The 19721-nt window shown below is 64.2% G+C and carries 19 protein-coding genes; 14 read left to right on the top strand and 5 right to left on the bottom strand.

Going from position 1 to position 19721, the window contains the following annotated elements; genetic code table 11:
- The first annotated feature begins 169 nt into the window (after nt 1–169).
- From C7G41_RS26045 to C7G41_RS26025, 5 genes are all read left to right on the top strand, one after another.
- Complete coding sequence (locus C7G41_RS26045) at nt 170–2437, top strand: acyl-CoA dehydrogenase (RefSeq protein ID WP_199198611.1); 2268 nt, start codon at nt 170–172, stop codon at nt 2435–2437.
- Nucleotides 2437–3720, top strand: coding sequence for an acetyl-CoA C-acetyltransferase (locus tag C7G41_RS26040; protein WP_106945198.1), 1284 nt, complete (start codon nt 2437–2439; stop codon nt 3718–3720). Before C7G41_RS26045 ends, C7G41_RS26040 begins: the two co-directional genes overlap by 1 nt.
- Nucleotides 3721–3722: 2 nt before the next feature.
- Entirely contained in the window at nt 3723–5819 is a 2097-nt protein-coding gene (locus tag C7G41_RS26035) for a 3-hydroxyacyl-CoA dehydrogenase NAD-binding domain-containing protein (RefSeq protein ID WP_199198610.1), read from the top strand.
- A 36-nt stretch (nt 5820–5855) separates the two neighbouring features.
- Nucleotides 5856–6266: an acyl-CoA thioesterase gene (locus C7G41_RS26030; RefSeq protein ID WP_106945196.1), complete on the top strand. Its 411-nt coding sequence runs from the start codon at nt 5856–5858 to the stop codon at nt 6264–6266.
- Between the two features lie 217 nt (nt 6267–6483).
- Entirely contained in the window at nt 6484–6675 is a 192-nt protein-coding gene (locus C7G41_RS26025; RefSeq protein ID WP_027516359.1) for a hypothetical protein, read from the top strand.
- A 100-nt stretch (nt 6676–6775) separates the two neighbouring features.
- Here C7G41_RS26025 and C7G41_RS26020 read toward each other — a convergent pair whose 3' ends face one another.
- A complete protein-coding gene (locus C7G41_RS26020; RefSeq protein WP_106945229.1) occupies nt 6776–7243 on the bottom strand; it encodes a nuclear transport factor 2 family protein in 468 nt (155 codons plus the stop codon).
- A gap of 154 nt (nt 7244–7397) precedes the next feature.
- Here C7G41_RS26020 and C7G41_RS26015 point away from each other — a divergent pair, with 154 nt between their 5' ends.
- Entirely contained in the window at nt 7398–8084 is a 687-nt protein-coding gene (locus C7G41_RS26015; RefSeq protein WP_106945195.1) for an HAD family phosphatase, read from the top strand.
- Nucleotides 8085–8175: 91 nt separating this feature from the next.
- Nucleotides 8176–9021: a DeoR/GlpR family DNA-binding transcription regulator gene (locus C7G41_RS26010; RefSeq protein WP_106945194.1), complete on the top strand. Its 846-nt coding sequence runs from the start codon at nt 8176–8178 to the stop codon at nt 9019–9021.
- Nucleotides 9022–9025: 4 nt separating this feature from the next.
- Here C7G41_RS26010 and C7G41_RS26005 read toward each other — a convergent pair whose 3' ends face one another.
- Nucleotides 9026–9451, bottom strand: coding sequence for a type II toxin-antitoxin system VapC family toxin (locus C7G41_RS26005; RefSeq protein ID WP_106945193.1), 426 nt, complete (start codon nt 9449–9451; stop codon nt 9026–9028).
- On the bottom strand, nt 9448–9729 hold the full coding sequence (locus C7G41_RS26000; protein ID WP_106945192.1) for a type II toxin-antitoxin system Phd/YefM family antitoxin: 282 nt from the start codon (nt 9727–9729) through the stop codon (nt 9448–9450). The genes C7G41_RS26005 and C7G41_RS26000 overlap by 4 nt, the downstream gene beginning before the upstream one ends.
- A gap of 228 nt (nt 9730–9957) precedes the next feature.
- Here C7G41_RS26000 and glpD point away from each other — a divergent pair, with 228 nt between their 5' ends.
- From glpD to C7G41_RS25965, 7 genes are all read left to right on the top strand, one after another.
- A complete protein-coding gene (gene glpD / locus C7G41_RS25995; RefSeq protein WP_106945191.1) occupies nt 9958–11508 on the top strand; it encodes a glycerol-3-phosphate dehydrogenase in 1551 nt (516 codons plus the stop codon).
- Nucleotides 11505–12644, top strand: coding sequence for an ABC transporter ATP-binding protein (locus C7G41_RS25990; protein WP_106945190.1), 1140 nt, complete (start codon nt 11505–11507; stop codon nt 12642–12644). The genes glpD and C7G41_RS25990 overlap by 4 nt, the downstream gene beginning before the upstream one ends.
- A gap of 12 nt (nt 12645–12656) precedes the next feature.
- On the top strand, nt 12657–13742 hold the full coding sequence (locus C7G41_RS25985; RefSeq protein ID WP_106945189.1) for an ABC transporter ATP-binding protein: 1086 nt from the start codon (nt 12657–12659) through the stop codon (nt 13740–13742).
- Entirely contained in the window at nt 13742–14644 is a 903-nt protein-coding gene (locus tag C7G41_RS25980) for a carbohydrate ABC transporter permease (RefSeq protein ID WP_106945188.1), read from the top strand. The genes C7G41_RS25985 and C7G41_RS25980 overlap by 1 nt, the downstream gene beginning before the upstream one ends.
- A complete protein-coding gene (locus tag C7G41_RS25975; RefSeq protein ID WP_018454979.1) occupies nt 14644–15450 on the top strand; it encodes a carbohydrate ABC transporter permease in 807 nt (268 codons plus the stop codon). Before C7G41_RS25980 ends, C7G41_RS25975 begins: the two co-directional genes overlap by 1 nt.
- A 10-nt stretch (nt 15451–15460) precedes the next feature.
- The gene (locus C7G41_RS25970; RefSeq protein ID WP_106945187.1) at nt 15461–15790 is read left to right on the top strand and encodes a DUF2160 domain-containing protein; all 330 of its coding nucleotides are present in this window, start codon (nt 15461–15463) and stop codon (nt 15788–15790) included.
- A gap of 127 nt (nt 15791–15917) precedes the next feature.
- Nucleotides 15918–17660 carry an ABC transporter substrate-binding protein gene (locus C7G41_RS25965; RefSeq protein ID WP_199198615.1) on the top strand — a complete coding sequence of 581 codons (1743 nt, stop codon included), beginning with the start codon at nt 15918–15920 and terminating at the stop codon, nt 17658–17660.
- Nucleotides 17661–17861: 201 nt separating this feature from the next.
- Here C7G41_RS25965 and C7G41_RS25960 read toward each other — a convergent pair whose 3' ends face one another.
- Together C7G41_RS25960 and C7G41_RS25955 are read right to left on the bottom strand one after the other, a co-directional pair.
- Nucleotides 17862–18962 carry an alkene reductase gene (locus C7G41_RS25960; RefSeq protein ID WP_106945185.1) on the bottom strand — a complete coding sequence of 367 codons (1101 nt, stop codon included), beginning with the start codon at nt 18960–18962 and terminating at the stop codon, nt 17862–17864.
- 183 nt (nt 18963–19145) lie between these two features.
- The gene (locus C7G41_RS25955; protein WP_106945184.1) at nt 19146–19649 is read right to left on the bottom strand and encodes a DUF1993 family protein; all 504 of its coding nucleotides are present in this window, start codon (nt 19647–19649) and stop codon (nt 19146–19148) included.
- Nucleotides 19650–19721: the final 72 nt, after the last annotated feature.

Here is a 19721-nt window from a genome sequence, read left to right as displayed (position 1 = left end):
CTCGTAGCCTAGACCTCCTCCCGGAACTGCCACCACGCCTTGGCCGTTATGGCCCCTGGGCGGCTGCCCGGCCGCGTCAATTCGCGTCTTTTCGCAGGCGAAGTGTTCACCTCCGCCGGCCACTTTCCGCTAAAATGCCCGATCACCGCGCCGATGCATGAGGTCCGCCATGAGCTTCCGCCGCGACACCCTGACAAAGCCGATCTTCTCCTGGGCGCGCGGCGTGCTGCCGGCGATGTCGGATACCGAGCGCGAGGCGCTGGAGGCCGGCGACGTCTGGTGGGACGCCGATCTCTTCACCGGCAACCCTGACTGGTCGAAGCTGCTGAAGGTCCCGCAGGCCAAGCTGACCGACGAGGAGCAGGCCTTCCTCAACGGCCCCGTCGACGAGCTCTGCGCCATGCTCGACGAATGGAAGATCTTTTGGGAATGGCGCGACCTGCCGCCCGATGTCTGGCACTTCATCAAGCGCGAAAAATTCTTCGGCATGATCATTCCGAAGGAGTTCGGCGGCCTCGGCTTCTCGCCCTACGCGCATTCGGAAGTGGTGCGCAAGATCTCGACTCGCTCGATCGCCGCCGCGGTGACGGTGATGGTGCCGAACTCGTTGGGCCCCGGCGAGCTCCTGATGCACTTCGGCACCAAGGAGCAGCAGCAGCGCTGGCTGCCGCGTCTTGCCGACGGCCGCGACATTCCCTGCTTCGGCCTCACCAGCCCCGAGGCCGGCTCCGACGCCGCCTCGATGGTCGACAACGGCATCATCTGCAAGGGCACCTTCGAGGGCCAGGAGGTGCTGGGCCTGAAGCTCAATTGGCACAAGCGCTACATCACGCTCGGTCCCGTCGCGACGCTGCTTGGCCTCGCCTTCAAGGCCTATGACCCCGATCATCTCGTGGGCAGCCAGGAAGAGCTCGGCATCAGCGTGGCGCTGATCCCGACCAACCTTCCCGGCGTCGAAATCGGCAAGCGCCATCTGCCGTCGATGCAGGTCTTCCAGAACGGCCCGAATTGGGGCCGGGACGTCTTCATTCCGCTCGACTACGTCATCGGCGGCCAGGCGCGGTTGGGGCAGGGCTGGAAGATGCTGATGACGGCGCTCGCCGCCGGCCGCGGCATCTCGTTGCCGTCGCTCTCTGCCGCCGGCGCCGCCTATGCCGCACGCACCACCGGCGCCTATGCCCGCATCCGCGAGCAGTTCGGCATCTCCATCTCCAAATTCGAGGGCGTCGAGGAGCCGCTCGCGCGCATCGTCGCGACCGCCTATCAGCTCGATGCGGCGCGGCGGCTGACCTGCGCCGCGCTGAACGCCGGCATCCATCCCGCCGTCATCTCGGGCATCATGAAGCTGCACGCGACCGAGCGGATGCGCACCGCGGTCGACGACGCGATGGACATCCATGGCGGCAAGGCCGTGATCGATGGTCCGCAAAACTATCTCGGCAATCTCCACCGTGCCGTCCCTGTCGGCATCACCGTCGAGGGCGCCAATATCCTCACCCGCAATCTCATCGTGTTCGGGCAGGGCGCCATCCGCGCCCATCCCTATCTGCTCGACGAGATGAATGCGCTCGCGGATGCCGATCGCGAGCGCGGGCTCACCGCCTTCGACAAGGCGTTCTGGAAGCATGTCGGCCACAGCTTCGAGACACTCTTGCGCGCCTTCGGCCGCAGCTGGAGCTTTGGCGCCTTTGCGCCGGCACCGAATGCGGGCAAAGCGATGCCATTCTATCGCCAGCTCTCGCGTTACTCCGCGGCGTTTGCCCTCTGCGCCGATATGGCGCTGCTGACTCTCGGCGGCGCGCTCAAGCGCAAGGAGATGCTGTCGGCACGTTTCGGCGACATCCTGTCCGAGCTGTATCTGCTCTCGGCCGCGCTCAAGCGCTGGCAGGACGAGGGCCAGCAGAAGGAGGATTTTGCCGCGCTCGAATGGTGCATGGCGACGGGCATTCGGACCATCGAGAACCGGCTTGCGGAGATTCTCGCCAATCTGCCGAACCGCTTCGTCGCAGGCATCCTCAAGTTCGTGATCCAGCCCTTCGGCGCCCGCGTGCTGGGTCCCTCCGACCGGGTCGTGCATCAATGCGCAAGCATCGTGCTGGAGCCGTCTGCCGCGCGCGACCGCCTCACACCCGACCTCGCTTATGTCGACGACGATGGCGGCTTCGCCCGGCTGGAGCGCGCGTTCAACCTGGTCTCAGGCACGGACGCAATCGCCAGGCGCATGCGCGCAGCACATATGAGCGACTGGAAGGATGCGGTGGTCAAGGGCGTGATCACGCAGGCCGAGGGCGAGCAGCTGGCTGCGGCCCGCGAAGCCGTCACAAAAGTGATAGAGGTCGACGATTTTGCGCCGGAGGCGCTGTCGCCGATTTACAAGAAATCCGGCGACGTGCATCAGTTCTTCCAGGAACTCGGTGAACAGAGGGCGGCGAGCTGATGGCACGACCGGTTTTCATCGTCGACGGCAGCCGGACGCCGTTTCTGAAGGCGCGCTCGGGACCGGGGCCGTTCACGCCGGTCGATCTCGCCGTGCAATGCGGCCGGCCGCTGCTGGCGCGCCAGCCGTTTTCGCCTGATACCTTCGACCAAGTCATCCTCGGCTGCGTCAACGTGATCGCGGACGAGATGAACCCGGCCCGCGTCGCCGCGCTCCGGCTCGGCATGGGCGAGGACATGGTCGCCTTCACCGTGCAGATCAATTGCGGCTCGGGCATGCAGTCGATCGACAGCGCCTATCGCTACATCCGCGAGGGCCATGCCGACATGATCCTCGCCGGCGGCACCGAGGCCTTGAGCCACGCGCCGCTGGTCTGGCCGAATTCCGGCGTGCGCTGGTTCGCAGGCCTTGCTACCGCCAAGGGCGTGGCCGCGAAGCTTGCCGCTGCCTTCAGGCTGCGGCCGCGCTATCTCAAGCCGATCATCGGCCTCGAGCGCGGACTGACCGATCCCATCACCGACCTGAACATGGGCCAGACGGCTGAAGTCGTCGGCCATCTCTTCGGCATCACCCGCGCGCAGTCCGATGCTTATGCCGCCGAGAGCCATCGCCGGCTCGCGCATGCGCAGACGGAAGGCTATCTGAAGGGTGAGGTCGAGACAGCGTTCTCGCGCGACGGAAAATTCTTCGAGCATGACGATGGCGTGCGTCCGGACTCGACGGCCGAGACGCTCGCCAAACTGAGGCCGGTGTTCGAGCGTCCCTGGGGCCAGGTCACGGCCGGCAATTCCTCGCAGATCACCGACGGCGCGTCTTGGGTGATCCTGGCGTCCGACGACGCGGTCGCCAGGCACAAGTTGACGCCGAAGGCGGTCATCGTCGACAGCAACTGGGCCGCACTTGATCCTGCTATCATGGGCCTCGGTCCCGTGATGTCCGCGACGCCGCTGCTGAAGCGCAACGATCTCACCATCCAGGACGTCCAGACCTGGGAGCTCAACGAAGCGTTCGCCACCCAGGTGCTCGGCTGCCTCGCCGCCTGGAATGACGACAAGTTCTGCCGCGAGATTTTGGGGCTCGAGGGCGCGGCCGGCGAGATCGACCGCGAAAAACTCAATGTCGATGGCGGCGCAATCTCGCTCGGACATCCCGTCGGCACCTCCGGCAATCGTATCGTGCTGCATCTCGTCAACACGATGAAGCGGCTCGGCACGCGGCGCGGTGTTGCCACCGAATGCATCGGCGGCGGGCTCGGCGGCGCCATGCTGATCGAGGCAGTGTGACCATGGATTCCAAGATCATGACCGCGCTCGGCGATCGCGTGCTGGAGCTCGGGCCCAAGCCCGCTGCCGATGGTCCCTACAAGCATTTCAAGCTGGCGCGCGACGCCGACGGCGTTGCCTGGCTGCTGTTCGATCGCGCTGACGCCAGCGCCAATACGCTATCCTCGGACGTGATGGAGGAGTTCGACGCCGTGCTGGCGGCGATCGAGACCGAGCGTCCTGCCGGCCTCGTGATCCGCTCCGCAAAACCGTCCGGCTTCATCGCGGGCGCCGATGTCAACGAATTTCGCGGCGCCGATGATGCCGGGATGGTGGAGACGCGGATCCGCGCCGCCCATGCGGTGGTCGACCATCTGGAAGCTCTGAAGCTGCCGACGGTCGCGGTGATCCATGGCTTCTGCCTCGGCGGCGGGCTCGAAGTCGCGCTCGCCTGCCAATCGCGCATCGCCATTGACGGCGCGCGCTTCGGCTTCCCTGAGGTGATGCTGGGCCTGCATCCCGGGCTCGGCGGCACCGCGCGTTTCACCGCGCTGGTCAATCCGACCCAGTCCATGGCTCTGATGCTGACCGGCCGCACCATCGATGCCCGCCGCGCCAAATCGCTCGGCCTCGTCGACACCGTGACCCAGGAGCGCCACGTTCGCAATGCGGTCAAGGATGCGCTGTTCGGCCGCCTCAAGCGGGTACGGCCGGGGTTGCTCACGCGCGCAGCCAATTTCGGACCCGTGCGCGGGCTGCTGGCCCGGCGCATGCGATCGGAGGCGGCGAAGGCCGCGTCCCGCGAGCACTATCCGGCGCCTTATGCCTTGATCGATCTCTGGGAGACCCATGGCGGCAGCAAGGCCGCGATGCTCATGGCAGAGCAGGCCTCATTCGCCAAGTTGATGGTGACGCCGACCGCGCAGAATTTGATCCGCGTGTTCTTCCTGCGCGAGCAGATGAAGAAGGCGGCAGGCTCCGGCAACACGATCAAGCATGTCCACGTCATCGGCGCCGGCGCCATGGGCGGCGACATCGCGGCCTGGTGCGCAGGGCAGGGGATGCGCGTCTCGCTCGCCGACATGAAGGCGCAGCCGATCGCTGGCGCGGTCAAGCGCGCCGCCGAGCTCTACGGCAAGATCATCCGCAAGCCGACCGAGGTGCGCGACGCGCTCGATCGCCTGATCCCCGACATGAACGGGGAGGGCGTCCGCAACGCCGATCTCATCATCGAGGCGGTCCCGGAGAAGCTCGAGCTGAAGCAGAAGGTCTATGCCGGCCTCGAGCCGCGGATGAAGCCTGGCGCGATTCTCGCGACCAACACGTCGAGCATTCCGCTCCAGGATTTGCGCACGACGCTGGCGCGCCCGGAGCGGCTGGTCGGCCTCCACTTCTTTAACCCGGTGTCGCGGTTGCAGCTGGTCGAAGTCGTCAGCCATGACGGTAACGATGCGCAGGTGCTGAAGGAGGCGCTCGCCTTCGTCGGCGCGATCGATCGGCTGCCTTTGTCGGTGAAGAGCTCGCCGGGCTTCCTCGTCAACCGCGCGCTGACGCCCTACATGCTGGAAGCGATGGTGATGCTGGACGAGAAGATCGACCAGCGCCTGATCGATGCCGCCGCGGAGCAGTTCGGCATGCCGATGGGGCCGATCGAACTGGCCGACCAGGTCGGGCTCGACATTTGTCTCGATGTCGGCGACATGCTGCGCACCAAATTCGGCGATCTCTTGCCGCCGACGCCGGCCTGGCTGCGCGAGAAGGTCGCCAAGGGCGACCTCGGCCGCAAGACCGGCAAGGGCTTTTACGTCTGGCGCGACGGCAAGGCCGAGAAGGCGCCGTTGCCCGAGACTGGTCCGCGCGTCACCGATCAGATGATCGACCGCCTGGTGCTGCCGATGTCCAACGTCTGCGTCGCGGCGCTTCGCGAGGGTATCGTCGATGATGCCGATATGGTCGACGGTGCCATGATCTTCGGCACCGGTTATGCACCGTTCCGCGGGGGGCCGTTGAACTATGCGCGCACGCGTGGCGCGGATCATGTCGTATCCACCTTGCGCGCGCTGGCCGGAAAATTCGGCGAGCGCTTTGCGCCTGATCCGGGCTGGGACAATTTCAAGTGAGCAGTTTCAAGTGAGCAATCTTCAGGTGAGAGAGGCATGAACGAGCAAGCCAATGCCGGGCCGAGCGGCGATCTCTGCATTCGCACGCTGGCGATGCCTGCCGACACCAACGCAAACGGCGACATCTTCGGCGGCTGGCTGCTCAGCCAGATGGATGTCGGCGGCGGCGTTTTTGCGTCAAAGGTCGCGAAGTCGCGCACGGTGACCGTCGCCATCGAGGCGATGAATTTCCGCAAGGCCGTTTATGTCGGCGATCTCGTTTCGGTCTATGCCAATCTGGTCCGCGTGGGCCGCACCTCGATGACCGTGCATCTCGAAGCCTGGGCGCTGCGACGCAGGGAGCTCCAGCCGATCCTGGTGACCGACGGCAATTTCACTTACGTCTCGATCGACGATGACGGCCGTCCGCAAACAATCCAAAGAAACGATCCACCAATCGCGACGTAATCGCACGCGGCGTTGCGCCTCAGCTCAGGTGCGACGCCGCCAAACGCGGGCGCGACTGAGTCACGGCGCCGCGGCTTTGCCAAGAACCAGTCATAAAACGGATGAGGTCCCGGCGTACTCAATCGCGTGTCGATTCGAGGTGGAAACCGGCCGATTTGCCCGAGGAACTTTCGGGCAGGGATCCGGTTATTTGCCCGCACTGAGGAATCTACGGGCCATGCCGGACAGCTACATCATCGAGGTTAATTCGCAGACTGCGGGCATCGTGGTTCGCGGCGACCGAGGCTACTGCTTCTTCGCTTCCTCTCACCAATTCAACCGTCTTGAAGGCCAGCTTTTCCGCAACGCTCGCGAAGCCGAGCGCGCTGCGCGCAAGCTGGTTAACGGTGATGTGAAGGAAGCGGCATAATTTTCCGCCTGTCATTCCGGGCGCGCAAGCGCGAGCCCGGAATCTTTTGCCGCGTGCTCTGCCTTCCCTTCTCCACAAGGGGAGAAGGTGAGAATCATGTTCACAACTTCGTCGCCGCCCGCGAGAGCAGCTTCCAGTCGTCGCCCTGCTTCTGCCAGTTCATCAGGATGTGAAGGTTGGTCGGCACTTTTTTCCCATCGGCCGCCATCTCCTGTTCCGCCACCCAGTGGAAACGCACGATCGCGGCGGGGCCAACGACCTTGATGGTCGGGTCCTTGTACTCGATCGACAGGAATTTGGATTTGCCGTCGGTGGCGTTGGCGACGAAGGTCGCCTTGTCCTCGACCTTGCCGCTGGAATGGCTGTAGCTCACCTCGTCGGCGCAGAGTGCACCGAGCGCCTTGGGATCGGCCGCGATCTGGGCGAGACGGAATGCCTCGACCTTCTTCGCCACGGCTTCCTCGTCCGCCGAGGCCGCCAGCACCGGTGTTGTGAGCGCAAGAGCTGAGGCGGCAAGAGCTGGCACGACAAGAGTCGAGAGAGCCAGATCGCGTCGGTTGATCGTCATCGTTTCCTCCTTTTTTATCTTGCATGGAGTGTTGCAGCCGCGCGGGACTTTGTCGAGTGTCGCGTATTGGTCATGCACGTGCGTCATTGCGCGATTGGCGCTGTATTGATACGGCTTTCGTATTGATGCGTCATATATTCGGGAAAGTACGGACATGATCGAGGCTGTCGGCAGGGAGACGAGAAGGGCGTTGCTGTTCGATATCGACGGTACGCTCGCCAACACCGATCCGCTGCACTTGAAGGCCTTCAATCAGGTGCTCGGCCCTCGCGGCCATGTCTTCGATCACGCGCGCTTCTCCAGGGAGCTGCAAGGCTTCGCGAATGTATCGATCGGCGAGCGCTTTCTGCCCGACGAGGCGCCGGAACGGCGTGCCTTGATCCTCGATGAGAAGGAGGAAGTCTTCCGCACGCTCGTCGCCGGGCAGATCGAGCCACTGCCGGGCCTGATGGCGCTGCTCGACAGGGCGGATGCGGCCGGCATTCCCATGGTTGCCGTGACCAACGCCCCGCGTCTCAATGCGGAGCTGCTGCTATCCGGCCTCGGCATCACGCACCGCTTCAAGGCGCTCGTGATCGGCGCCGAGCTGCCGCACGGCAAGCCGCATCCGCTGCCTTATCAGGAAGGGTTGCGCTTTGCCGGCGCCAGCGCGATGGCCTCGGTTGCGTTCGAGGACTCTCGCACCGGCGTGCAGTCGGCCGCAGCGGCCGGCATTCCGACCATCGGCATCCGGACCAGCCTCAGCCATGCTGATCTTGTCGCCGCGGGGGCTATCGCCTCCGCCAGCGCCTTCGACGATCCGGACCTGCTGGCGCGTCTCGCCGCCGCGATGGCGTGGTGAGGACCTTCGTCCGTTAACCGTGATCGGCGCGCGCATTGACCGAACGCGCGAACCGCCGCACCATGGAGCTTCCTGACTTGAGGCCATCGCCGTGACCGGACTGACCCATCGCCAAGCCGAAATCCTCAACATCGCGCGGGCCTCGGGCCGCGTCATGGTCGAGGAGCTGGCGCGCCGGTTCGAGGTCTCGGCGCAGACCATCCGCAAGGATCTCAACGATCTTTGCGAGCGCCGCTCGCTGACCCGCATCCATGGCGGCGCCATCATCGCCTCCGGCGTGGAAAACCTCGCCTATGAGGCGCGGCGCTTCGTTGCCGCCGACGAGAAGAAGGCGATTGGCGCCGCGGCCGCATCGCTGATCCCGAACGGCTGCTCGCTCTTCATCAATATCGGCACCACGACCGAGGAGGTCGCGAGCGCGCTGACCTCGCACGAGGACCTGCTCGTCATTACCAACAATCTCAACGTCGCCATGCTGCTCTACCGCCATCCCCGCATCGAGGTGGTGGTCGCCGGCGGCACGGTGCGGCGCGCCGACGGTGCGGTGGTCGGCTCGACCGCGACGCAGCTGATCGGCCAGTTCAAGGTTGACTACGCCATCATCGGGGCGTCCGCGATCGACGAGGAGGGTGCGCTGCTCGACTTCGACTATCGCGAGGTGCAGGTCGCGCAGGCCATCATCGCCAATGCCCGCAGCGTCATGCTGGTCGCCGATTCCACAAAACTCCGGCGCAGCGCGCCGGTTCGCATCGCCCATATCAGCCAGATCCAGACCTTCGTCACCGACCAGGAATTGCCCGAGCGCCTCGCCACCATTTGCCACGGCAAGGGCATCGAGGTGATGGCCGCGATGCCGAAGGGGGCGGATCTTGATGATGCGCAGGCCGAGGCACCGGATGCGCAACCCGACGCTGCGCCTGTGGTGCGGCTGAGATAGGGTCTTACACGCCGTCCCACGGATTGAGCAGCAAGACTCCGAACGCCGCAAAATCCTTCACATTACGCGTGACGAGCATGAGGTTGTTTGCGAGAGCGGTCGCGGCAAAGAAGCCATCCATGACAGACAATGCGACGCCGCTCCTGCGGCTCTGAGCCATCAGGTCGCCCCAGCGTTCCGCCACCGCGTGGTCGATCGACAGGGTGCGCCCGGCAAAACGCTCCGGCAGATCGTGGCCAAGCCAGGCGGCCAGTGCTGCGCGCCGACGGCCGTCCTCCAGCAATGCGATGCCGCGGCGAAGCTCGGCGATCGATGCCACGCTGATGAACGCACGATCCTCGTCGATCGTATCAAGCCATGACAAGACTTTCGGCGAAGGGGCGGGCCTCTGGACCTCCGACAACACTTTGGTGTCGAGCAGAAGATTCACGGCGTCTGGTCGTGCGGCGCGTCGTGTACGCGTTCAAGCTCGAGGTCGGCGCTGCGCAGCGGCGAAGCCAGCAGGAATTCGGCTAAGGTGCCCTTACGCGCCGTCTTGCGCGCCCATTCCTCGGCGGAAACGATCACCGCATTGGGCTTGCCGTGTCGGGTGATGATTTGCGGGCCGGCTTGGGCACGGTCGATTACCTCGGAGAGGCGGGCCTTGGCGTTGGCAAGCGTCCACGAGTCAGTCGCCGGTGAATCTGGTGCAGTGCTGTGCTCTGTCATGCAGATAACGACCAATATGACTATTCTAACTATAATGACCGTTGACCACCATTCAAGAGCAGTAGCGCTGCTCGAACCCTCCTGAACTGCCGATTTCCGCGCCGAATTGCCCCTTAAAAAGTTCCGCTTTCACTTCCTTTCTCTCCTCTTTCATCTTGCTTTCGGTTTTCGGTGTGATCTAATCAAAAGCGAAAGTAACCGCTCGATTGAACGGGCGGTCGCCGGGGGATGCGTCTGTTGGAGCGGATTTTCGACCTCGCCATTATCGGAGGCGGTGTTAACGGCTGCGGCATCGCGCGCGACGCGGTGGGCCGGGGCAACACGGTTTTCCTGTGCGAAATGAACGATCTGGCGAGCGGGACGTCGTCCTGGTCGACCAAGCTGGTGCATGGCGGCCTGCGCTATCTCGAATATTACGAGTTTCGGCTGGTCCGCGAGGCGCTGATCGAGCGCGAGATTCTCTGGGGCATCGCGCCCCACATCATCCGCCCCCTGCGTTTCGTCTTGCCGCATCATGCGGGCTTGCGGCCGGCCTGGCTGCTGCGTCTCGGCCTCTTCCTCTATGACCACATCGGTGGCCGTCATCTGTTGCCGGCGACGCGCTCGGTCGACCTTGGGCGTGACGAGGTCGGCCGCCCGCTGATCCCGAACCGCTACGGCCGCGCGTTCGAATATTCCGACTGCTTCGTCGACGACGCCCGTCTCGTCGTGCTCAACGCTCGCGATGCCGCCGACAAGGGCGCCGAGATCCGCACCCGCGCTCGCGCGACGGATATTAAGCAGGCCGACGGCATCTGGACCGTAAGCATGATCGACACGATGACCGGCGCGCGCTCGTCGATCCAGGCTCGCGCGCTCGTCAATGCCGGCGGCCCCTGGGTCGAGGACGTGCTCGGCCGCGGCGCCGGCGTCAATGCCAAGGCCAAGGTGCGCCTGGTGCAAGGCTCGCACATCGTCGTGAAAAAACTCTACGACCACGACCGCGCCTACATGTTCCAGAACGCCGACGGCCGCATCATCTTCGTCATTCCCTATCAGGACGATTTCACGCTGATCGGCACCACCGACCGCGACTATGACGGCGATCCGGCCAAGGTGAAGGCGACGACCGAGGAGATCCAGTATCTCTGCACGGCGGCAAGCGAATATCTGGCCAAGCCTGTCACGCCCGATGACGTGGTCTGGACCTATTCCGGCGTGCGTCCGCTTTATGACGACGGCGCCAGCGAAGCCAAGGCCGCGACGCGCGACTACGTGTTCGAACTCGACACGCCCGGCGGCGTGCCGCTGCTGTCGATCTATGGCGGCAAGATCACGACCTACCGCCGTCTCGCCGAGGAGGCGCTGGAGCGGCTCGCGCCCTATCTTCGCAGTGCGAAAGCGCGCGAAGGCTGGACCGGCAAATGGCCGCTGCCCGGCGGCGACATGGGCGTGTCCGATGTCGACGGCCTGATCGCCGAGCTTCAGCGCGGCTATCCCTTCCTCAGCCACGAGCATGCGCGGCGCCTCGCGCGCGCCTACGGCACGAGGGCGACCAAGCTGCTTGGGGATGCGAAATCGGCGGCCGATCTCGGCCAGGCGTTCGGTGCGACGCTGACCGAGCGCGAGGTTCGCTATCTCATGGCCAACGAATGGGCCGTCACAGCCGAAGATATCGTCTGGCGCCGTTCCAAGCTCGGCCTGCGACTAAGTGCCGACGAGATCGCGGCGCTCGACGACTGGATCAGGACCCACGCAGTGCAGCAAAGTCCCCTGCTGGAAGTGGGAGGACGCTCATGACCGTGACACTCGATCATGTGACCCGGACGGTCGACGGGATCCCACACATCCGCGACGTCTCGCTGACGCTCGAGAGCGGCACGCTCAACGTGCTGCTCGGGCCGACGCTGTCGGGCAAGACCTCGATCATGCGGCTGCTCGCAGGCCTGGACAAGCCGACATCCGGCAAGTTGCTGGTCAACGGCAAGGACGTCACCGGTGTCGACGTGCGCCAGCGCTCGGTCGCCATGGTCTACCAGCAGTTCATCAACTATCCTTCGCTGTCGGTCTACGAGAACATCGCTTCGCCCTTGCGCGTGCAGGGCAAGCCGCGCGCCGAGATCGAGGCGCGCGTCGCGGAAGCCGCCCGGCTGCTCAGGCTCGAGCCGTTCCTGAAGCGCACGCCGCTCCAGCTTTCCGGCGGCCAGCAGCAGCGAACTGCGATGGCGCGCGCGCTGGTGAAGGGCGCCGACCTCGTGCTGCTCGACGAGCCGCTCGCCAATCTCGACTACAAGCTGCGCGAGGAGCTCCGCACTGAGCTACCGCGTATCTTCGAGGCGTCCGGCGCGATCTTCGTCTATGCCACCACCGAGCCGACCGAGGCGCTGCTGCTCGGCGGCAACACGGTGTGCATGTGGCAGGGAGAGGCGCTCCAGATCGGGGAGACGCCGAAGGTCTACCGTCGCCCGCAGACCTTGCGCGTCGCGCAGGTGTTCTCCGATCCGCCGCTCAACCTTGTCGGCATCGAGAAGAAGAACGGCTCCGTGCAATATGCGGGTGGCATTGCCGCGCCGGCGTCCGGTCTCTATTCCTCGCTCGCGGACGGCGCCTATCGCGTCGGATTTCGTGCCCATCAGCTCGCGCTTGCCAATGGCGAGACCGACCGCCACGCCTTCCATGCCACGGTAACGGTGACCGAGATCACCGGTTCGGAGAGTTTCGTGCATCTGACCCGCGACGGATCGAACTGGGTGGCGGTGCTGCACGGCGTGCACGAGTTCGAGCCCGGCCAGACGCTCGATGCCGTGCTCGATCCCAATGACGTCTTCGTTTTCGATGCGGCCGACCGGCTGGTCGCGGCACCCGGTCCCATAGCGTTTTCAAGCGAAGTGCCGAGCGGTTCGCGTGAAGAAAACGCGTCAAAGAAAAAAGCCTGAGGGAGATGCGACATGGCCCGCATTGACCTCGTCGATCTCGCGCACTCCTACGGCGGCAATGATGCGCCGCAGGACAGCTTTGCGCTGAAGCCTGTTACCATGACCTGGCGACAGGGCGGCGCCTACGCGCTGCTCGGGCCGTCCGGCTGCGGCAAGACCACGCTGCTCAACGTCATCTCCGGCATCATCACGCCGTCGCGGGGGAAAATCCTGTTCGACGGCGAGGACATCACACCGCTGTCAACCCAGAAGCGCAACATCGCCCAGGTGTTCCAGTTTCCGGTGATCTACGACACCATGACGGTAGGGCAGAATTTGGCGTTCCCTCTAAAGAACCGCGGCGTGCCGAAGGCCGAGATCGACAAGCGCGTCGCCGAGATCGGCCGCCTGCTCGACCTCGAGCCCTATCTGAACCGCAAGGCGACGCGGCTCACGGCCGATGCCAAGCAGAAGATCTCGCTCGGCCGCGGCCTCGTCCGCTCGGACGTCGCCGCCGTGCTGTTCGACGAGCCGCTCACCGTGATCGACCCCGAGCTGAAATGGCAGCTCCGCTCCAAGCTGAAAGCGCTGCATCGCGAGCTCGACCTTACGATGATCTACGTCACCCACGACCAGACCGAAGCGCTGACCTTCGCCGACACCGTGGTGGTCATGCATGACGGCCGCGTGGTGCAGAGCGGCACACCGGCCGAGTTGTTCGACAAGCCGGCGCACACTTTCGTCGGCTATTTCATCGGCTCGCCCGGCATGAACATCATTCCGGCCGAGGTGAGGGGACGTGAGGCCAAGGTCGGCGATCACGTGATCGCGCTCAACCGCAGCTACGACAAGCTGCCCGATGGCGCGAAGATCGAGATCGGCGTTCGTCCGGAATTCGTCGAAGTCGTCGCGCCTGCGCCCGGCCTGCTCAGTGCGAAGATCGAACGCGTCGACGACCTCGGCCGCATCCGTTTCGCGCGTGCGCGCCTCGGTGACGCAAAGCTCGCCGCCCGCGCACCGGCCGGCTTCACCAGCCCGGACGGGACGGCCGGCCTGAAATTCGACCCGTCGCACGTCCACGTCTATGCCGACAGCCTTCTGGTGGAGGGAGCCGCCTGATGGACAAGACCGTCAACCAAAAAGCCTGGTTCCTGGTGCTGCCGGTGTTCCTGGTCGTCGCCTTCTCGGCGGTGCTGCCGCTGATGACGGTGGTAAACTATTCGATGCAGGACACCTTCGGCAACAACCAGTTCTTCTGGAACGGTGTCGGCTGGTTCAAGGAATTGCTCGATCCTTCGACCGATCTCGGCGGCCGCTTCCTGGCCTCGCTCGGCCGCAATCTGTTCTTCTCGCTGGTGATCCTCGCGATCGAGGTGCCGCTCGGCATCGTCGTCGCGCTGTCGATGCCGCGCCAGGGCTGGACGGTTGCTGCCTGCCTCGTCATCCTGGCGCTGCCGCTGCTGATCCCGTGGAACGTGGTCGGCACGATCTGGCAGATCTTTGGCCGGCCCGACATCGGCCTGCTCGGCTATGTGCTCAACCATATCGGCATCGATTACAATTACGTCTCCAACGAGATCGACGCCTGGGTCACCGTCATCGTGATGGACGTCTGGCACTGGACCAGCCTGGTCGCGCTGCTGTGCTATGCCGGCCTGAAGTCGATTCCGGAAGCCTATTACCAGGCGGCGCAGATCGACGGCGCCTCGCGCTGGGCGGTGTTCAAGGCGATCCAGCTGCCGAAGATGAACCGCGTGCTGCTGATCGCGGTGCTGCTGCGCTTCATGGACAGTTTCATGATCTACACCGAGCCGTTCGTGGTGACGGGTGGCGGGCCCGGCAATTCGACGACCTTCGTGTCGATCGAGCTGGTCAAGATCGCGCTTGGCCAGTTCGACCTCGGCAAGGCCGCCGCGCTGTCGCTGGTCTACAACCTCATCATCCTGATCGTGTGCTGGATCTTCTACACCGTCATGACCAATGCCAGCGCCGAGCGGAAGCCGCAGGAAGGAGCCGCGTGATGCATTCGATCCCCGGCCGTCGCCTCATCATGGCGCTGTTCTTGATCTTCCTGCTGTTGCCGATCTACTGGCTCGTCAACATGAGCTTCAAGACCAACGCCGAGATCGTCTCGACGATGACGCTGTGGCCGCACGCCCCGACGCTCCAGCACTACAAGCGCATCTTCACCGACGAGAGCTGGTATTCCGGCTATATCAACTCGCTGGAATATGTCGTCCTCAACACCATCATCTCGATCTCGGTGGCGCTGCCGGCGGCCTACGCGTTCTCGCGCTACCGTTTCCTCGGCGACAAGCATCTGTTCTTCTGGCTACTGTCGAACCGCATGGCGCCGGCTGCGGTCTATGCCCTGCCGTTCTTCAACCTCTATTCGGCGATTGGCCTATTCGATACACCCTGGGCGGTCGCGCTCGCGCACTGCATCTTCAACGTCCCGCTGGCGGTGTGGATCCTGGAAGGCTTCGTCTCCGGCGTGCCGCGCGAGATCGACGAGACCGCCTTCCTCGACGGCTATTCCTTCCCGCGCTTCTTCATCAAGATCCTGGTGCCGCTGATTGCGAGCGGTATCGGCGTCGCCGCCTTCTTCTGCTTCATGTTCTCCTGGGTCGAATTGCTGCTCGCGCGCACGCTGACCTCGGTCTCGGCCAAGCCGATCGCGGCGATCATGACTCGCACGGTGTCGGCTGCGGGCATGGATTGGGGCCTGCTGGCTGCGGCCGGCGTGCTGACGATCATCCCGGGCGCGCTCGTGATCTGGTTCGTCCGCAATTATATCGCGAGCGGTTTCGCGCTCGGTCGGGTCTAGGGAGGCATCAATGGAATCTATTGCATGGATGGCCTGGACGCCGCCGACGGCGATCTTCTTTGTCGCGCTCGCCTGCACGTTGGCCGTGATGACCTGGCTCGGGGTGGCTTATCCCGAAGCCGAGCGTGTCGGCGTGCTGCGCATCCCCACCACGCGCGGCGACCGTCTGTTCATCTCCCTGATCGCGGCGGCGGTCATCCATTTGCTCTGGATCGCCTTCGCCGGCACCGACGCCCTCGCCACGCTGCCGATCGGCGAGGACGGACTTGAAATTTCGCGCCTTTGGATCGCATCAGGAATTTCGCTGGCCACGGCCGTACTCATTTTCCGCACGGTCTAGCCCGCGAAGGAACGGCCAGATCCGGGACCAACCCGGGCCTGTAAAAAGTTTGTCGCTGCAACGGAGGAATAACATGCGGCAGTTTAGGAGAAGGGAACGTCCATTGACCAAGAACAGCTTTCTGACGATGTCCAGCGTCGCCGCCATCGTCGCGGTGTCGCTGGCCGTCTCGGCGCCGGTGCGCGCCGCCGACGACGCTGCGATCCAGAAGTGGATCGCGGAATTCCAGCCCTCGACGCTGTCGAAGGAAGACCAGAAGAAGGAGCTGGAGTGGTTCGCCAAGGCCGCCGAGCCCTTCAAGGGCATGGAGATCAACGTGGTCTCCGAGACCATCACGACCCACGAATACGAGTCGCAGACGCTGGCCAAGGCGTTCTCCGAGCTCACCGGCATCAAGCTCAAGCACGACATCATCCAGGAAGGTGACGTCGTCGAGAAGCTGCAGACCCAGATGCAGTCCGGCAAGAATGTGTACGACGGCTGGATCAACGATTCCGACCTGATCGGCACGCATTTCCGCTACGGCCAGACCATCGCTCTGTCGGACTATATGACCGGCGAGGGCAAGGACGTCACCGACCCCATGCTCGACGTCAACGACTTCATCGGCAAGTCGTTCGGCACGGCGCCGGACGGCAAGCTCTATCAGCTGCCCGACCAGCAGTTCGCGAACCTCTACTGGTTCCGCTACGACTGGTTCACCAACGCCGACTACAAGGCCAAGTTCAAGGCCAAGTATGGCTACGAGCTCGGCGTGCCCGTGAACTGGTCCGCCTATGAAGACATCGCCGAGTTCTTCACCAACGACATCAAGGAGATCAACGGCGTCAAGGTCTACGGCCATATGGACTATGGCAAGAAGGACCCGTCCCTCGGCTGGCGTTTCACCGACGCCTGGCTGTCGATGGCCGGTAACGGCGACAAGGGCATCCCGAACGGTCTGCCGGTCGACGAGTGGGGCATCCGCATGGAAGGCTGCCGTCCGGTGGGCTCCTCGGTCGAGCGTGGTGGCGACACCAACGGTCCGGCCGCGGTCTACTCGATCACAAAATACCTCGAGTGGATGAAGAAGTATGCTCCGCCGCAGGCCCAGGGCATGACCTTCTCCGAGTCGGGTCCGGTGCCGGCGCAGGGCAACATCGCCCAGCAGATGTTCTGGTACACCGCCTTCACCGCCGACATGGTGAAGCCGGGCATCGCCGTGATGAACGCGGACGGTACGCCGAAGTGGCGTATGGCTCCGTCGCCGCACGGTTCGTACTGGAAGGAAGGCATGAAGCTCGGCTACCAGGACGCCGGCTCCGTGACGCTTCTGAAGTCGACCCCGGCGGATCGCCGCAAGGCAGCCTGGCTCTATCTCCAGTTCATCGTCTCCAAGACGGTGTCGCTGAAGAAGAGCCATGTCGGTCTCACCTTCATCCGTGAGTCCGACATCTGGGACAAGTCGTTCACGGAGCGTGCGCCGAAACTCGGCGGCCTGATCGAGTTCTACCGTTCGCCCGCGCGCGTGCAGTGGACCCCGACCGGCAACAACGTGCCCGACTATCCGAAGCTGGCGCAGCTGTGGTGGCAGAACATCGGCGATGCGTCGTCCGGTGCGAAGACGCCGCAAGCCGCGATGGACTCGCTCGCCGCCGCGCAGGACTCCGTGATGGAGCGTCTGGAGAAGTCGGGCGTGCAGAAGGAGTGCGGTCCGAAGCTTCACAAGAAGGAGACGGCCGAGTACTGGTACGCCAAGGCCCAGAAGGACGGCACCATCGCCCCGCAGCGCAAGCTCGCCAACGAGAAGCCGAAGGGCGAGACGGTCGACTACGACACCTTGATCAAGTCGTGGCCGGCACAGCCCCCGAAGCGCGCGGAAGCGAAGTAAGCGTCGCGTCAACATAACGACGAAAGGCCGGGAGCGATCCCGGCCTTTTTTGTTTTCACCTCGCCCCGCGGCGTTGCGTCGTTCTCCACTGTCATCGTCCGCGAAGGCGGACGATCCAGTACGCCGCGGCCTCTCGGTTGAATCTCGCCGCCGGTGGAATACTGGATGCCCGCCTTCGCGGGCATGACAGCTGTGGACGCTTTACTCCGCCGGTTCGGCCGCCAGCGTCGGGTAATCCGTGTAGCCCTTCGCGCCGCCGCCGTAGAACGTGTTCTTGTCCCAATCGTTCAGCGTCGCGCCCTGCTTCAGCCGATCGACCAGATCGGGGTTGGAGATGAACGGCTTGCCGAAGGCGATGAGGTCGGCCGCGTTCGCGTCCAGCACCTTGGTGGCGAGATCGAAATCATAGCCGTTGTTGGCGATGTAGGCGCCGGGGAAGCGCTTGCGCACGCCCGCATAGTCGAACGGGGCGATGTCGCGCGGACCGCCGGTGGCGCCTTCGACGACGTGGAGATAGACGAGCTTCAACGCGCCGAGGCCGTCGACGATATGGTCGTACAGGGCTTGCGGGTTCGAATCCGAGATGTCGTTGGCCGGCGTCACCGGCGAGATGCGGATGCCGGTGCGATCGGCGCCGGCCTCCGCTGCGACGGCCCTGGAGACTTCCAGCATCAGCCGCGCGCGGTTCTCGATCGAGCCGCCATAGGCATCGGTGCGCTTGTTGGTGCCGTCCTTGGCGAACTGCTCGAGCAGATAGCCGTTGGCGCCGTGGATCTCGACGCCGTCGAACCCGGCTTCGAGCGCATTCTTCGTGGCGCGCTTGAAATCGTCGATGATCCCTGGAATTTCGGAGAGCTCGAGCGCACGGGGCTCGGAGACGTCGGCGAAGCCGCCGTTGACGAAGGTCTTGCCCTTGGCGCGGATCGCGCTCGGCGCCACCGGGGCTGCGCCATTGGCCTGAAGGTCGACGTGCGAGATGCGGCCGACATGCCAGAGCTGGATGAAGATCTTGCCGCCGCGCTGATGCACTTGATCGGTGACCTTGCGCCAGCCGGCGACCTGGTCCTTGGAGTAGATGCCGGGCGTGTCCTGGTAGCCCTGGCCCTGCTGCGAGACCTGGCTTGCTTCGGTGATCAGAAGCCCTGCGGAAGCACGTTGGGCGTAATAGTCGGCGGCAAGCGCGCCCGGTACGAAGGTGCCGGGAACGGCGCGGTTGCGCGTCAGCGGCGCCATCACGAAACGGTTCGCCAGCGTGATCGGGCCGAGTTTGTAGGTCTCAAACAATTTGGTCGAACGGCTCATGAGAATGCTTCCAGGCGGTGAGAGATCCGGAACATTTGTGCATCGCGGCAATCAGCGCAAGGGAGGAGCCATACAGAAACTGCAGGCGAGCTACGCAAAGGAGCCCCGCAGCATAAAGCATGTGCAATTTCAGCCGCGGCAGCAGATTCGATCTCCCGCCGCGGCTGCTTGAACAATCGCGTATCAGTTCGCGCCGAGGAAATCGCGCTTGCCGATCTCGACACCGGCGTGGCGCAGAAGGCCGTGGGCGGTCGCGGCGTGGAAATAGAAGTTCGGCAGCGAGAACGCGCTCAGGAATTGCTGGCCCTTCATGGTGATGGACTTGTCAGGGCCGGCCGGGAAGGTGACGTCCTTGGTGTCGGCGCCCTCGAACTGATCGGGCTTGAACGATTTCACGTAGTCGATGGTCTTCGCCAGGCGCTGCTTCAACTCCGCAAAGCTGGTCTCGGTATCCGGTGTGGAGGGCACTTCGCTATGGGTCAGCCGGGCGCAACCTTTGGCTGCGAAATCGCTGACAAGCTGGATCTGCTTAGAGAGCGGCAGCATGTCCGGAAACAGGCGGGAGCCCAGCATGACGCTCGGGTCGATCTTCTTGGCCGCACAATGCGCCTCGGCTTTCGTGAGCAGGCCGGTCAGGCTGTTCAGCATCTGCAAATAGGCGGGAACGACGGCGTCGTGGAAGGACATGTGATGCTCGCTCTGTGGTGGGAAATCTCAGGAGAAAACCTGAGCCACTCACATGGGAACCTCATGGAAAAA

The sequence above is a fragment of the Bradyrhizobium sp. MOS002 genome, from assembly GCF_003020115.1.
Classification (GTDB): Bacteria; Pseudomonadota; Alphaproteobacteria; order Rhizobiales; family Xanthobacteraceae; genus Bradyrhizobium.
This window is presented reverse-complemented; position numbering and strand designations above follow the sequence as displayed.